The organism is Xanthomonas arboricola pv. guizotiae, from assembly GCF_002940205.1.
Classification (GTDB): domain Bacteria; phylum Pseudomonadota; class Gammaproteobacteria; order Xanthomonadales; family Xanthomonadaceae; genus Xanthomonas; species Xanthomonas arboricola_C.
In genome coordinates, this window is record NZ_MDSK01000018.1 from 55,867 (window position 1) to 70,224 (window position 14,358).

At 63.5% G+C, this 14,358-nt stretch carries 12 protein-coding genes and 1 tRNA gene; 11 read left to right on the forward strand and 2 right to left on the reverse strand.

Annotation, left to right across the window (positions count from 1 at the left end; all coding sequences use genetic code 11):
- The first annotated feature begins 166 nt into the window (after nt 1–166).
- The 10 genes from lspA (at nt 167) to XarbCFBP7408_RS12470 (ending at nt 10,779) form a co-directional block, all read left to right on the forward strand.
- On the forward strand, nt 167–685 hold the full coding sequence (lspA, locus tag XarbCFBP7408_RS12425; RefSeq protein WP_104563213.1) for a signal peptidase II: 519 nt from the start codon (nt 167–169) through the stop codon (nt 683–685).
- 64 nt (nt 686–749) lie between these two features.
- The gene (ispH, locus tag XarbCFBP7408_RS12430) at nt 750–1,700 is read left to right on the forward strand and encodes a 4-hydroxy-3-methylbut-2-enyl diphosphate reductase (protein WP_104563214.1); all 951 of its coding nucleotides are present in this window, start codon (nt 750–752) and stop codon (nt 1,698–1,700) included.
- Nucleotides 1,701–1,879: 179 nt separating this feature from the next.
- Nucleotides 1,880–1,955, forward strand: a tRNA-Thr gene (locus tag XarbCFBP7408_RS12435).
- Between the two features lie 357 nt (nt 1,956–2,312).
- The gene (gene cyoA / locus XarbCFBP7408_RS12440) at nt 2,313–3,248 is read left to right on the forward strand and encodes a ubiquinol oxidase subunit II (protein ID WP_104563215.1); all 936 of its coding nucleotides are present in this window, start codon (nt 2,313–2,315) and stop codon (nt 3,246–3,248) included.
- Complete coding sequence (cyoB, locus tag XarbCFBP7408_RS12445) at nt 3,248–5,248, forward strand: cytochrome o ubiquinol oxidase subunit I (protein WP_104563216.1); 2,001 nt, start codon at nt 3,248–3,250, stop codon at nt 5,246–5,248. Before cyoA ends, cyoB begins: the two co-directional genes overlap by 1 nt.
- The gene (gene cyoC / locus XarbCFBP7408_RS12450; protein WP_181106533.1) at nt 5,245–5,874 is read left to right on the forward strand and encodes a cytochrome o ubiquinol oxidase subunit III; all 630 of its coding nucleotides are present in this window, start codon (nt 5,245–5,247) and stop codon (nt 5,872–5,874) included. The genes cyoB and cyoC overlap by 4 nt, the downstream gene beginning before the upstream one ends.
- On the forward strand, nt 5,874–6,209 hold the full coding sequence (gene cyoD / locus XarbCFBP7408_RS12455) for a cytochrome o ubiquinol oxidase subunit IV (protein WP_006450195.1): 336 nt from the start codon (nt 5,874–5,876) through the stop codon (nt 6,207–6,209). The genes cyoC and cyoD overlap by 1 nt, the downstream gene beginning before the upstream one ends.
- Before the next feature lie 180 nt (nt 6,210–6,389).
- Complete coding sequence (locus tag XarbCFBP7408_RS12460; RefSeq protein ID WP_181106531.1) at nt 6,390–8,270, forward strand: M61 family metallopeptidase; 1,881 nt, start codon at nt 6,390–6,392, stop codon at nt 8,268–8,270.
- A gap of 430 nt (nt 8,271–8,700) precedes the next feature.
- Nucleotides 8,701–10,092, forward strand: a complete 1,392-nt coding sequence (gene radA, locus XarbCFBP7408_RS12465) for a DNA repair protein RadA (RefSeq protein ID WP_104563217.1) — start codon at nt 8,701–8,703, stop codon at nt 10,090–10,092.
- Nucleotides 10,093–10,392: 300 nt separating this feature from the next.
- Nucleotides 10,393–10,779 (forward strand): DUF805 domain-containing protein, encoded by a 387-nt coding sequence (locus XarbCFBP7408_RS12470; protein ID WP_104563218.1) that lies wholly within the window; start codon nt 10,393–10,395, stop codon nt 10,777–10,779.
- Nucleotides 10,780–11,191: 412 nt separating this feature from the next.
- Here XarbCFBP7408_RS12470 and XarbCFBP7408_RS12475 read toward each other — a convergent pair whose 3' ends face one another.
- Together XarbCFBP7408_RS12475 and XarbCFBP7408_RS22390 are read right to left on the reverse strand one after the other, a co-directional pair.
- Nucleotides 11,192–11,977, reverse strand: coding sequence for a winged helix-turn-helix domain-containing protein (locus XarbCFBP7408_RS12475; RefSeq protein ID WP_104563240.1), 786 nt, complete (start codon nt 11,975–11,977; stop codon nt 11,192–11,194).
- A gap of 517 nt (nt 11,978–12,494) precedes the next feature.
- The gene (locus XarbCFBP7408_RS22390; RefSeq protein WP_146093767.1) at nt 12,495–12,791 is read right to left on the reverse strand and encodes a hypothetical protein; all 297 of its coding nucleotides are present in this window, start codon (nt 12,789–12,791) and stop codon (nt 12,495–12,497) included.
- A 96-nt stretch (nt 12,792–12,887) separates the two neighbouring features.
- Here XarbCFBP7408_RS22390 and XarbCFBP7408_RS12480 point away from each other — a divergent pair, with 96 nt between their 5' ends.
- Nucleotides 12,888–14,243, forward strand: a complete 1,356-nt coding sequence (locus XarbCFBP7408_RS12480; RefSeq protein WP_181106539.1) for a helix-turn-helix transcriptional regulator — start codon at nt 12,888–12,890, stop codon at nt 14,241–14,243.
- Nucleotides 14,244–14,358: the final 115 nt, after the last annotated feature.

The window sequence follows — 14,358 nt, forward strand, 5'->3', positions numbered from 1 at the left end:
TCTCCCGCAAGCGGGAGTCCGCTGCATTACCCCTTCTCCCGCAAGCGGGAGAAGGTGGCGCGCAGCGCCGGATGAGGGCCGCGATGGCGCGTCCGGCGCTGCTGACCGATTTGCCCGTCGGGCAGCTTCTTCCGAACCCGGGAGTAGCAACAGCTAAGGTGATTCCATGACCGCAAGACCCAAACCCTCCGCCCTGATCTGGCTGCTGCTGTCGGCACTCGTGGTCGGGCTGGACCAGTGGAGCAAGGCCTGGGTGCTGTCCAGCCTGCCCGAATACACTCCGGTGCCGGTGATCGACGGCTTCTGGAACTGGTACCGCACCTACAACACCGGCGCGGCCTTCAGCTTCCTGAGCGATGCCGGCGGCTGGCAGCTGTGGTTCTTCACCGCGCTGGCGGTGGGCATCAGCGGCCTGCTGGCGTTCTGGCTGTCGCGCACCGCGCGCGGGCAGTGGCGCAGCGCGCTGCCGTATGCGCTGGTGATCGGCGGGGCGATCGGCAACGTGATCGACCGCCTGATGCACGGCCACGTGGTCGATTTCATCCAGTGGTACATCGGCACCCATACCTGGCCGTCGTTCAACATCGCCGACTCGGCGATCGTGGGCGGCGCCATCGGGATTGCGGTCTTCGGTCTGTTCGACACGGCCGGCAAGCAGACATCGGAAACCGGGAATCGACGCTGAAGTCGCGGCGCACCGGCGCCGCCCGGTCCCATCCTCCAGTCCCCATTCCCGTAGAATGCCCGCCATGGATGTCCTGCTCGCCAATCCCCGTGGTTTCTGTGCCGGTGTCGACCGCGCGATCGAGATCGTCAAGCGTGCGATCGAAACGCTGGGCGCGCCGATCTATGTGCGCCATGAAGTGGTACACAACCGTTTCGTGGTCGACGACCTCAAGCAGCGCGGTGCGGTCTTCGTCGAGGAACTGGACGAGGTGCCCGACAACGCCACGGTGATCTTCAGCGCACACGGCGTCTCGCAGGCGGTGCGTCAGGAAGCCGAGCGCCGCGGGCTCAAGGTGTTCGACGCGACCTGCCCGCTGGTGACCAAGGTGCATTTCGAGGTGGCGCGGCATTGCCGGGCCGGCCGCGACGTGGTGCTGATCGGCCACGCCGGGCATCCGGAAGTGGAAGGCACGATGGGGCAGTGGAGCCGCGAACGCGGCCCGGGCACGATCTATCTGGTCGAGGATATCGAACAGGTCGCCACGCTGCAGATCCGCCAGCCGGAGAACCTTGCCTACACCACCCAGACCACGCTGTCGGTGGACGACACCATGGGCATCATCGAGGCCCTGCGTGCGCGCTACCCGGCGATGCAGGGGCCGCGCCACGACGACATCTGCTACGCCACCCAGAACCGCCAGGACGCGGTGCGCGATCTGGCGCGCCAATGCGATCTGGTGCTGGTGGTCGGCTCGCCCAACAGCTCCAATTCCAATCGCCTCAGCGAGCTGGCCCGGCGCGACGGGGTGGAGTCCTACCTGATCGACAACGCCGGCGAGATCGATCCGGCCTGGATCGTCGGCAAGCAGCATATCGGTTTGACTGCCGGCGCTTCCGCGCCGCAGGTGCTGGTCGATGGCGTGCTGGCGCGGTTGCGCGAGCTGGGCGCCGAGGGTGTGTCCGAGCTGGAAGGCGAGCCGGAATCGATGGTATTCGCGCTGCCCAAGGAACTGCGGTTGCGTCTGGTCAGCTGACAGCGGGTGCTCCAGGCTGGCTGAGCCAGCGTCGAGTGCATGCGGCAAGTCCGGGCGTTTTGCAGTTGCAGGTGGCCATGGTTCGAAGGCCACAGCCCTGGGCTCGGGGCCGGGATGCATAGTCCGCCGCCTGGTGGCGATTGACCGGGCACCGGCTCCGCTCCTACAATTCACGGCTCGCCGGAATAGCTCAGTTGGTAGAGCGGCGCATTCGTAATGCGTAGGTCGTAGGTTCGATTCCTATTTCCGGCACCATCGCTTCAGCACTGGGTCGACCATTGGTCGGCCCATTGCGTTTTGGGCCGATGCACGGGTTTCCCCGCGCTGCGCCGCCATGCACGCCGCACATCACGCAGGCCGCAATCGATGGCCGCAACCGCATCTTTGCCGCCCCGCGCAGCGCTGCGACAACATGTCGCACAGGTTTGCGCGGATTAATTGCGACAGATCATTGCCGATGGGTTTCGTGCAGGTGCAGCAAAGTCTAAAATCAGGGAGCTAACTCGTGTCTTCGGTCTGCGTGGCTGCCTTCCCCCGGGAAGCGCACCGTCAGGACGCGTCCACATGGATACGACGTACGAGGCTGGCGTTCCTTCGCACTTGGATCGACCGATGATTCCGTTGAAACATCTCGGGCGTGTACTTCGTCCAGGCCTGATGCTGCCGTTCCTGCTGTTGGCAGGCTGCAACTCGGCCATTCTCAATCCGAAAGGCCAGATCGGCCACGACGAGAAGCAGCTGCTGATCACCTCGGTGGTGCTGATGCTGATCGTGGTCATCCCGGTGATCGTGATGACGATTGCGTTCGCGTGGAAGTATCGCGCGTCCAACACGAAGGCGCGCTACGAGCCGGACTGGTCGCACTCCACCGCCATCGAAGTGGTGGTGTGGTCGATCCCCTGCGTGATCATCCTGGTGCTGGCGGTGCTGACCTGGCGCTCCTCGCACGCGCTGGACCCGTACCGGCCGCTGGATTCGGACGTCAAGCCGATCACCATCGAGGCGGTGTCGCTGGACTGGAAGTGGATGTTCATCTACCCGGACCAGAACATCGCCACGGTCAACGAGATCGCGTTCCCGGTGCATACGCCGCTGAACTTCAAGATCACCTCCGATACGGTGATGAACTCGTTCTTCATCCCGCACCTGGGCACGATGATCTATGCGATGGCCGGCATGGAAACCAAGCTGCACCTGGTGGCCAACGAGCCGGGCGAATACTTCGGCCTGTCGACCAACTACAGCGGTCACGGCTTCTCGAAGATGAGCTTCAAGGCGCATGCGCTCGATCAGGCCGGCTTTGATGCGTGGGTGGCCAAGGTCAAGGCATCGCCGACCGCGTTGAACGCCGCCGAGTATCAGGTGCTGGCCGCCAACCGCAACGACAAGGAACAGTATCCGGTCACCTACTACTCGTCGGTGCAGGACGGCATGTTCCGCTCGCTCGTCGACAAATACATGAATGGTCCGGGCCATGACAAAGGCCATGGCGACCATCAGGCAGCGGCTGCAGAGCCGGTTGCCATGTGCACTTCTGGAGACAAGTGATGCTAGGCAAACTTACGATCGAGGCGGTTCCGTACCACGAGCCGATCATCATGGTCGCACTCGGTGGCGCCGGTCTGCTCGGCCTGCTCATCGCGGGCGCCATCACCAAGTACAAGCTGTGGGGCTACCTGTGGAACGAGTGGTTCACCTCGGTGGATCACAAGCGCATCGGTGTGATGTACATCATCGTGGCGCTGGTCATGCTGCTGCGCGGCTTTGCCGACGCGGCGATGATGCGCACCCAGCAGGCGTTGGCCGGTAACGGTGGCGAAGGTGTGCTGCCGCCGCATCACTACGACCAGATCTTCACCGCGCACGGCGTGATCATGATCTTCTTCATGGCCATGCCGTTCATGACCGGCCTGTTGAACCTGATCGTGCCGCTGCAGATCGGCGCACGCGACGTGGCGTTCCCCTTCCTGAACTCGCTGAGCTTCTGGCTGTTCGTGGCCGGTGCGGCGCTGATCAACATCTCGCTGGGTGTCGGCGAATTCGCGCAGACCGGTTGGCTGGCGTATCCGCCGTTGTCGGGGCTGGAATACAGTCCGGGGGTCGGTGTCGACTACTACATCTGGGCGTTGCAGGTGTCCGGGTTGGGCACGCTGCTGACCGGCATCAACTTCTTCGTGACGATCATGCGGATGCGCGCGCCGGGCATGACCCTGATGCGCATGCCGATCTTCACCTGGACCGCGCTGATCACCAACATCCTGATCATCGCGGCGTTCCCGATCCTGACCGTGGCGCTGGCGCTGCTGGGTGCCGACCGTTACCTGGGCACGCACTTCTTCACCAACGACGGTGGCGGCAACGCCATGATGTACGTCAACCTGATCTGGATCTGGGGTCACCCGGAAGTCTACATCCTGATCCTGCCGGCGTTCGGCATCTTCTCCGAGTTGATTGCGACCTACAGCCGCAAGCGCCTGTTCGGCTACACCTCGATGGTCTACGCCACCTCGTGCATCGGCGTGCTGTCGTTCGTGGTGTGGTTGCACCACTTCTTCACCATGGGCTCGGGTGCCAACGTCAACGCCTTCTTCGGCATCACGACGATGATCATCTCGATTCCGACCGGCGTGAAGATCTTCAACTGGCTGTTCACCATGTTCCGCGGTCGCGTGCACATGACATCGCCGGTGCTGTGGACGATCGGCTTCATCATCACCTTCACCATCGGCGGCATGACCGGCGTGATGCTGGCGATTCCGGCGGTGGACTTCGTGCTGCACAACAGCCTGTTCCTGATCGCGCACTTCCATAACGTGATCATCGGCGGCGTGGTGTTCGGTTACCTGGCGGGTCTGACCTACTGGTTCCCGAAGGCGTTCGGCTTCAAGCTCAACGAGAAGATCGGCAAGGCATCGTTCTGGTGCTGGATCATCGGCTTCTTCGTGGCCTTCATGCCGCTGTACGTGCTCGGCTTCATGGGCATGACCCGTCGCATGAACACCTACAACCATCCCGAGTGGGCGCCATGGCTGTACGTCGCTGCGGTGGGTGCTGCGATCATCGGCCTGGGTATCTTCCTGAACCTGGTGCAGATCGGTTACAGCGTGTGGAAGCGCAAGGAGCACATGGACTACACGGGCGATCCGTGGGATGGCCGGACGCTGGAGTGGGCAACCTCTTCGCCGCCGCCGTTCTACAACTTCGCCGTGCTGCCGCACATCGACGACCGTGACCAGTTCTGGGCCGACAAGCAGAACGGCAAGGGCTGGCTGCGTCCTTCCAAGTACGAAGCGATCCACATGCCGCGTAACACCGGCGCAGGCGTCTACATCGGTGCCTTCAGTGTGCTGCTGGGCTTCGGTCTGATCTGGCACATCTGGTGGCTGGCCATCATCGGCCTGGTGGGCATGATCGGCAGCTTCATCGCACGTACGTTCGATGACGACATCGATTACTGGGTGCCGGCCGACGAAGTGGAGCGCATCGAAAACGCACGTTTCGCCCTGCTCGAACAGCAACAGGCGGCGCAGGCCGCGAAGGTGGTATGACCATGGCTTCCTCGACCACGCTTGACCACGCCGCCCACGCGGGCGGCCATGACGACCACGAACACCACGACGCCGGTGGCAACACCGTCTTCGGGTTCTGGGTCTATCTGATGAGCGACTGCCTGCTGTTCGCCGGTTTGTTCGCCACCTATGCGGTGCTCTCCGGCGCCACGGTGGACGGGCCGACCGCCAAGGAGCTGTTCGACCTGAAGTTCGTGCTTGTGGAAACCTTCCTGCTGTTGTTCAGCAGCCTGAGCTTCGGCTTCGCGATGATTGCCGCGCACAAGCGCAAGATGGGCGGCCTGTATGGCTGGCTGGCCGTCACCGCGCTGCTGGGTATCGGCTTCCTGTGCATGGAAGTGTGGGAGTTCAACCACCTGATCCATGAAGGGGCGGGCCCGGGGCGCAGCGCGTTCCTGTCGGCGTTCTTCACCCTGGTGGGCACGCACGGTCTGCACGTGGCCTCCGGCCTGCTGTGGATGGCGGTGCTGGTGATCCAGATCTCCAAGAACGGCCTGACCGCGCGCAACAGCACGCGTCTTGCCTGCCTGAGCCTGTTCTGGCATTTCCTGGACATCATCTGGATCGGTGTGTTCACCGTCGTCTACCTGCTGGGAGCGCTGTAATGGCCAATCACCACGCGCATGAAACCGCTGCCGATGCACATGCCGGCGGCCTGAAGTCCTACCTGATCGGCTTTGTGATGGCCGTGATCCTCACCGTCATCCCGTTTGCGATGGTGATGAGCGGGGCATTCTCCAAGGGCGTCACCGTCATCGTGATCTCGCTGATGGCGGCGGTGCAGATGCTGGTGCACATGGTGTACTTCCTGCACATGGATCGCTCGCCCGAGCAGCGCTCCAATGTGCAGGTGGGCCTGTTCTCGCTGCTGATCATCGGCATCGTGATCGTCGGCTCGCTGTGGGTGCTGCACAACATGAACGTCAACATGATGCATTGAGACGGCGCTGTGCCGGATCACGGCACGCCGGATCCCAGCATGCTGGACAAAAAGCCGCCGGGTCACCGGCGGCTTTTTTGTGTGCGAATCGCTGCGCAGCATGACCTATGGCATACGGGGAAGCGCGGGCAGGCGCTTAGCATCGTGGGCTTGCCTGTTCCAGGTCCCTGCGGAGTTGCGATGAAGATCCCCACCTTGTTGTCCGTGTCGTTGCTGGCGGCACTGTCGTTGCCTGCGGCCGCGCAAACCGCACCGCCGCAGGACGTGCCGTTCGACGGCACCTTGAAGATCGACGTCGATGCCACCGATCTGGCCCACCGCATCTTCAAGGTCAAAACCACCATGCCGGCCAAGCCGGGCCCGATGGCGCTGCTGTATCCGCAGTGGATTCCCGGCAACCACTCGCCGACCGGGCCGATCGACAAGCTCGCCGGTCTGGTGATCAAGGTCGATGGCAAGGTGGTGCCGTGGAAACGCGACCAGTTCGATGTATACGCCTTCACCGTGGACGTGCCGCAGGGCGCCAGCGAGCTGGTGGCCGAGTTCAGGTTCCTCTCCCCGCAGGCCCCCGCCCAGGGCCGGGTGATGATGACCCCGGAGATGCTCAACCTGCAGTGGAACACCACCGCGCTGTATCCGGCCGGCGTCTTCGCACGCAACATCAAGGCGCAGGCCAGCGTCACGCTGCCGGCCGGCTGGAGCTATGCCACGGCGCTGGAGACCGAACGCCGGGTGGGCGACACCGTGACCTTCAAGCCGATCGACTTCGACGACCTGGTCGACTCGCCGATGTTCGCCGGCAAGTACTACAAGCGCGTGGAGTTGAGCGGCGGCAAGCAGCCGGTCTACCTCAACGTGTTCGCCGACGAAGCCAAGTCGCTGGAGGCCAAGCCCGAGCAGATCAAGGCGCATGCGTCGCTGGTGCAGCAGATGGACAAGCTCTACGGCGCGCGGCATTTCGATCACTACGAATTCCTGCTGGCGCTGACCAAGAAGTTGGGTGGCATCGGCCTGGAGCATCATCGCTCCAGCGAAAACAGCGGGGTGCCGACCTACTTCACCGAGTGGGACAATAGCTGGACCGGCCGCGATCTGCTCGCGCACGAGTTCAACCATTCCTGGAACGGCAAGTACCGCCGCGGCGCCGACCTGGCCACGCCCAACTTCAACGTGCCGATGGGCGACAGCCTGCTGTGGCTGTACGAAGGCCAGACCCAGTTCTGGGGCGAAGTGATGGCTGCGCGTTCGGGCCTGTGGACGCAGGACCAGGCACGCGAGATGCTGGCCGGCGTGGCGGCGAACTACGAGCGCGGTCGCCCCGGCATGGCCTGGCGCACCGTGCAGGACACCACCAACGACCCGACCATGTCGATGCGCCGGCCCAAGGCCTACCGTAGCTATCAGATGGCCGAAGACTATTACTCCGGCGGCCAGATGATGTGGCTGGAAGTGGACAGCAAGCTGCGCGCGCTGACCAACAACAAGCGTTCCATCGACGATTTCGGCAAGGCCTTCTTCGGTATGAAGAACGGCGATTGGGACGTCAACCCGTACACCTTCGACGACATCGTCGCCGCGCTCAACGGCGTGGCCGCGTACGACTGGGCGAGCCTGTTGCGCAGCCGCATGGACGGGCACGGTTCCTTGAACGGTGGCATCGAGGCCAACGGCTGGAAGCTGGTCTACAACGAGGAGCCGAATCTGGCCACCAAGGCCGACGAGAGCGACGACAAGGACGCCAGCCTGACCTATTCGCTTGGCGTGTCCCTGAAATCCTCCGGCGATATCAGCGATGTGCTGTGGGACGGCCCGGCCTTCAATGCCGGCCTGATCGCCGGCAACACCATCGTGGCAGTCAACGACCGTGCCTTCAGCAGCGAGGTGATCAAGGACGCGATCAAGGCGGCCAAGGGCACCACTGCGCCGATCGAACTGCTGGTCAAGCGCCTGGACCGCTACGACACCGTGCGCATCGATTACCACGGCGGCCTGCTGTATCCGCATCTGGAGCGCATCCCCGGCAAGCCGGATCGTCTGAGCGAGTTGTACAAGCCGCGCTGAGTGGCGCCCGCCCGCTTGCAGCCGTTCGAGCTGGTAACGAAGACCTGGAACTGCATGACCGATTGCGATCGATCATGCGGCTCCAGACGCTGCTTCTGTTCGGTACCGATGCCGACCGAGCAAAAGACAGCGCGCCAGCCAAACGCTCGGCGCCATCGATATCTGAGTGAAAACGCAGCAGCAGGATGGGCGGTTGCATCGATTCCTGCGACGCCGCAGCCTGCCCGATTCCCGATTCCCGATTCCCGATTCCCGAATCCCGAGTCCCGAGTCCCGAGTCCCGAATCCCGAATCCCGAATCCCGAATCCCGAATCCCGAATCCCGAATCCCGAATCCCGAATCCCGAATCCCGAATCCCGAGCCAGCGTCGCGCATCCTGAGACCAGCGCCGACTATCCTGTCGCTCCAGAAGCGATTGGTTGACTGACGATGGCGAAGGCGAAAACTGCCTATGTCTGCGGCGAGTGCGGCGCCGAGTACAACAAGTGGCAAGGGCAGTGCACCGAATGCGGGGTCTGGAACACGCTGAGCGAAATCGTGCTCGAAAGCGCGACGCCGGGCAGCAAAGCGTCGCCTGCAGCATCGCGGCGTAGCGGCTGGGCCGGCAAGGCCGAGGCGCCCAGGATCACTGCGCTCAAGGACGTGCAGCAGTCCGAGCAGGCGCGCGTGTCCACCGGCATTGGCGAGTTCGATCGGGTGCTGGGCGGCGGCCTGGTCGAAGGCGCGGTGGTGTTGATCGGTGGCGACCCCGGCATCGGCAAGTCGACGCTGTTGCTGCAGGCGCTGGCGAGCATGGCCAGCACGCTGCCGGTGCTTTACGTCACCGGCGAGGAATCGCTGGCGCAGGTGGCCGGGCGCGCGGTGCGGCTGGATCTGCCGCTGGAAGGGCTGAATGCCCTGGCCGAAACCGGCATCGAAAACATCCTGCAACACGCCAGCGTGGCGCGGCCGAAGCTGATCGTGGCCGACTCGGTGCAGACGCTGTGGACCGAATCGCTGACCGCAGCGCCGGGCTCGGTCAGCCAGGTACGCGAAAGCGCGGCGCGGCTGGTGCGTTACGCCAAGGAGACCGGCACCGCGGTGTTCCTGGTCGGCCATGTGACCAAGGAAGGCGGCATCGCCGGCCCGCGCGTGCTCGAGCACATGGTCGATGCGGTGCTGTACTTCGAAGGCGAGAGCGGTAGCCGGTTCCGGCTGTTGCGCGCGTTCAAGAACCGCTTCGGTGCGGTCAACGAGCTGGGCGTGTTCGCGATGGGCGAGAAGGGCCTCAAGGAGGTCTCCAACCCGTCGGCGATCTTCCTGTCCGGTGGCAGCACCCAGCAACCGGGCAGCTGCGTGATGGTCACCCGCGAAGGCACCCGCCCGCTGATGGTGGAAGTACAGGCCTTGGTGGATGCCTCGCCGTTGTCCAATCCGCGCCGCGTCGCGGTGGGCCTGGAGCAGAACCGGCTGGCGATGCTGCTGGCGGTGCTGCATCGCCATGGCGGCATCGTGGTGGGCGACCAGGACGTGTTCGTCAACGTGGTCGGCGGCATTCGCGTGCAGGAAACCGCTGCCGACCTCCCGGTGCTGCTGGCAGTGCTGTCCTCGCTGCGTGACCGGCCGCTGTCGGAGAAGACCATCGCCTTTGGCGAAGTGGGGCTGTCCGGCGAGATCCGGCCGGTGCCCAACGGTGAGGATCGTCTGAAAGAAGCCGCCACCCATGGCTTCAAGCGCGCGATCGTGCCCAAGGCCAACGCGCCCAAGACCACCAGGATCAAGGGCATGGAGATCGTCGCCGTGGAGCGGCTGAGCCAGGCACTGGAAGCGGCGGCCGAGTGATGCCGGCGCGGTAGGGGAGCGACTGTCTATACGGGCGTCGCTCTGCATGCGATGAGCTGACCCCACACCCCCGTGTAGTGGGCGGTATGGCCGCCTGCGCAATGCCGGAATGACATCAATGAAGTTTCGGGCTGGCCGCCGCCAGCTCCGGCGACCGTCCGCCGGCCAGCAGGTCGCGATCTGCCCTTGATCGATAAGAAAACGTTTTCAGCGCAGGGCGGCTATGGCAACATGCGCGGCCCGTTGCACTGTGCACCGGATCATGGACAGCGCTCACTGCGCGTTATCAGGAGAAACACGATGGAATGGATGTTGTTGCCACTCAAGCGCTACGCCGACTTCAATGGCCGCTCGCGCCGCAAGGAATATTGGATGTTCATGCTGCTGCAGGCGATCGTCCTGCTGGTGTTGGGCGGCATTTTCGGCATTGCGGCTGCACTGACGGGCGGCGAGAGCGGTCCTGGTGCATTGGCGTGGCTGGTCGCTGCCGTCATCGGGATCGTGGTGCTGGCACTGATCGTGCCGAGCATTGCGGTGACCGTGCGTCGCTTGCACGACCAGGGCAAGTCGGGCTGGTTCTATCTGCTCAGCCTGGTGCCTTACGTCGGTGGGTTCATCGTGCTGGTGTTCATGTGCCTGGAAGGTACGCCCGGCCCGAACGAGTACGGCGAAAATCCCAAGCAGTAACCGGTTGCAAGGCCTGATCGCACAATGGCGCGGAGACTGCTCCGCGCCATTGTCGTTTCTGGAGATGTACGGTCGGCGGAGGCTGACCAAAGCACGCGTGCGTTTGAGTGCGGAATTCAGCTCGATTGATGCGTTCTTCGATTGTCGGCAGAAAACTTGGAAGTCCCGCCAAGGTGTAGCAAGCAGTCAGGCGGCAATACGCCGGGGGCTGCTTGTGTTTTCAATACATTATTGAACTATTAAATGGGTATGTTTCCACTCAACGTGGAGCCGGCGAAAAGCTCTGCCAGTTAATGCCTGACCAGATCAACGCATGGCAGCGGCCTAGGCAGTGCACTGCAGGCGTCGATAGCAGGTAGCAAGCGCAGGTCGCAGCCGATCGACGCGCTTCGCTTTTGCAGGGCCGCAACGGTCAACAGGCCGCAGCATGATGGCCGGTGCTGGGGCTGACGACCTTGCCGGGCGTCGGTGCGTCCTTGTCCTGCAGGGCAAGTTCCAGCTTGTACCCATGCGAATACACGGTTCTGATGCGCACCACGCCGCTGTGATTGCACAGCTGCAGTTTCTTGCGCAGCTTGTAGATGTGCTGCTCCATCGTGCGGTCGGTGAACTCGGTGTGGCTACCCCACACCGCCTTGGCCAACTGGCAGCGGCGGAAACACACACCGGGGCTGGAAAACAGCAGCCAGGCGATCGAGAACTCGCGGGCGGTCAACACGATCGGCTTGCCGTGCAGATACACGGTATTTTCGTCGCGGATCAGCTGGTAGGGGCCCACACTCAGCTGCTGGCTCTCGGGGCACGCCTCGACCACCGGCGAAAGCGCCAACGCTGCGCGCACATGCAGTTCGTGGGAATTGAAGGGAAGGGCGAGCACATCGTGTGCGCCGGCGCGGTACCAGGCCAGGATGTCGTGGGCACAGTCGAAACGCCCCAGCACGATCAGCGGCGTGGGATGGCCGCTGTGGCAGCGTTGCCAGGCCAGCAATGAACTGTCGTCCGACGCAACGCAGGTCGCATCGAAGATCAACAGCTCGCAAGGGGAATGCCGCAGCGAGCGCAGAAGTTCGAGTTCGTCGGAAAACACCGCAAAGCTCGGGGCCAGCGGTGCCAGGCTGGCATTGACCTGCGATGCCAGACGCGCGTCCTGCGTCAACAGGAAAGCCGATCCTTGCTTGCCGGGAAGGTTGCCGTGCATCAGCCGGCCTTCCCATGTCTGCACACGTGCCAGGCGTACATCGGATGCCTGTTGCGAACAGCAGGCGCCAATACAAAACCCACGTGTATAGATAAGTGCATCGCCATCGCCTTTGGCTGCCAGGGGATCCAACCTGGGGTCGGACGAATGGTATGTACCATTGCCGGGCCAGAAAGTTTCACTGTTGCGTACTTTTCTTCGGCTGTGGGTAGGTCGGCTTTAACGTACGCTCATTTAGGCGCAACACAGCTCTTACATCCAGGGCATGCGTGATCGATAACTAACAAAATTCCGACATCGGGCAATGCGCAGGCCGGGCGATCCGGCGAAACAACAGGCGCGATCGCTGAGTCCATCCAATCGCGTGTCCAGGTCTATACCACGGTATTGCGATTTGCATGCGCTTGCAGCGCACATGGAATATGTCGCCAATCCGTCGATGCAACGGAACCGCGCGGCAATCGTTTGAAGCGCATCTTTCATTTACTGAAGCGCCGCGCCAGCAGCCATTACCACGTCATGCCAGGACAGTGGTCAAGCCAATGCAAGGCTTGGTCCTTGGATTGCCTTGCGAATCCTCTCCGGCAAAAGCCTTGTCTTCAATACGGTTTCGCATGGCGTGCAATGTCCTATGCACGACAGCGCCGGAGGTATGCAAAAAGTGCCCTTTATCTGCATGCCGCATAACTGGGTTGGCAGGAGACAGAGTGAGGTTTTTTGATTTTCTTAGTGCCTTGGAGTGAGAAATTCCATTGGATCCGCTGCATACAATCGGTTGCGCCAGCCAGACCGGCGCATGGTTGTTTTTGCTCATCCCCCTATGAGAGAGCCCGGCATGATCCTTTCAACCTACTTCGCGGCGATCTCTGCGTTGTCGTACGCAGACCGTCTTCCTACCTACACAAGCAGGATGCTGGTTGGTGCCTGGCCGCAAGGTCTGCAACATCTTCAACAACGCCGTGACGGCCAGGCCGCCGCAGATGGCGCCGACGATGAAGTCGGCCTGCTTGGCGCCAGCGGCGACGCCTTGTTGATCCTCGAATACCAGGAGGAGGCCGAAGATGCCTACCGCCACGCCTTGAAGGCGATGCGCGGGCACCAGCGCCAACTGCGGCTGCTGTCCTGCCGCAATACCGCCTGGTTGATGCTGAGCCAGCGCCGCCTGAGCGCTGCACTGAACTGCTTTGCGCAGCTGGCGATGGACCGCGAGACGCCGGCCTGCCTGTGCGGTGAGAGTCTGCTGGGCAAGGCGCTGACCCACTTCCATCTGGGCCAGAGCACGCTGGCGCTGCAGACGCTGGAGCGTGCCAACGACGTGCTGGCGGACCTGGACAGCGGCGCAACCGAGTGGCTGCGCATCGCCACTGCGCTGCGCCTGGACATGATTGCGCAGCTGCGCATCCGGCGTGCCGACCGGATGAGCGACCACGTGTTCTGGCAGGCCACGCTGCGCCAGGAGGATGCGGCGCACGCGTTCGAGCCCAACGCGCTACGCGCCTGCATCGCCGACCTGGCCGAGAGCATGCCGGTGCTCGCACAGCGCATGCGCCACGTGCGCAATCTGCTGCGCATCGCCAGTGGCGACACCTTCGGTTTCGATGCGCAGATCGATGCGCTGCCGGCCGCCGCCACCGGTTGCCCGCCCTGCGCCCGCCAGGATGCGCAGGTGGAGCTGGCGCTTGCCGCATTGGCGGTGGGGCGCGCCGATCTGGCGGAGCGCGCCCTGGCCGGTGCCGGCCGGCACCACGCGCCGCGCTGGAATCTGGAGTTCGAGTATTGCCAGGCCAAGATCAGCCAGGCGCTGGGCAAGACCGAGCAGGCACTGCTGCTGTACAACCGCTATGCGCTGGGCGCGGTGCAGTGCCTGCGCAGCGAGGTGCAGGCGCCGCGGCTGCTGGAAAGCGGCACGCCGGCGCATGTCAGCGACGACATCTCCGCGCGGCTGCCGGCCAAGTACCGGCGCGCCTACGCTTACATGATCACCAATGCGCACCGCTCGGATCTGTCGATCAACGAGGTGGCTGCGCAGATCGGCGTCACCGGGCGCGCCCTGCAGCAGGCCTTCAAGTCCGCCACCGGGCTGTCGCCGACTCAGGTGCTGCGTCGTTACCGGATGCAGAGCATTCGCGACGAACTGCTGGCCGAAGGCGGCTGCGGCAGCGTGCTGCAGGCGGCCAGCCGCTGGGGCGTGGGCAGCCGCTCGGCGCTGGCCAAGGGCTATCGCCAGCATTTCAATGAGGCACCGATGGAAACCCTGCAGCGCTAAGCCGTTGCGCGCCACGGCCGGGCGTCGACGCAGGCCGTGGCGCGTCGTTTCCAAAGCGTGTGCTGCAATGGCGACCGGACGGCTGGCTAGGCGCTGAAGGCAGTCATAGTGTGAC

What these genes read in the sequence shown, in the direction of transcription:
- cyoB (WP_104563216.1), top strand. Translation starts at nt 3,248, where the DNA reads ATGCTAGGCAAACTTACGATCGAGGCGGTTCCGTACCACGAGCCGATC.
- XarbCFBP7408_RS12470 (WP_104563218.1), top strand. Translation starts at nt 10,393, where the DNA reads ATGGAATGGATGTTGTTGCCACTCAAGCGCTACGCCGACTTCAATGGC.
- XarbCFBP7408_RS12475 (WP_104563240.1), bottom strand. Translation starts at nt 11,977, where the DNA reads ATGCACGGCAACCTTCCCGGCAAGCAAGGATCGGCTTTCCTGTTGACG.
- ispH (WP_104563214.1), top strand. Translation starts at nt 750, where the DNA reads ATGGATGTCCTGCTCGCCAATCCCCGTGGTTTCTGTGCCGGTGTCGAC.
- XarbCFBP7408_RS22390 (WP_146093767.1), bottom strand. Translation starts at nt 12,791, where the DNA reads ATGAGCAAAAACAACCATGCGCCGGTCTGGCTGGCGCAACCGATTGTA.
- cyoA (WP_104563215.1), top strand. Translation starts at nt 2,313, where the DNA reads ATGATTCCGTTGAAACATCTCGGGCGTGTACTTCGTCCAGGCCTGATG.
- cyoD (WP_006450195.1), top strand. Translation starts at nt 5,874, where the DNA reads ATGGCCAATCACCACGCGCATGAAACCGCTGCCGATGCACATGCCGGC.
- cyoC (WP_181106533.1), top strand. Translation starts at nt 5,245, where the DNA reads ATGACCATGGCTTCCTCGACCACGCTTGACCACGCCGCCCACGCGGGC.
- XarbCFBP7408_RS12460 (WP_181106531.1), top strand. Translation starts at nt 6,390, where the DNA reads ATGAAGATCCCCACCTTGTTGTCCGTGTCGTTGCTGGCGGCACTGTCG.
- lspA (WP_104563213.1), top strand. Translation starts at nt 167, where the DNA reads ATGACCGCAAGACCCAAACCCTCCGCCCTGATCTGGCTGCTGCTGTCG.
- XarbCFBP7408_RS12480 (WP_181106539.1), top strand. Translation starts at nt 12,888, where the DNA reads ATGCTGGTTGGTGCCTGGCCGCAAGGTCTGCAACATCTTCAACAACGC.
- radA (WP_104563217.1), top strand. Translation starts at nt 8,701, where the DNA reads ATGGCGAAGGCGAAAACTGCCTATGTCTGCGGCGAGTGCGGCGCCGAG.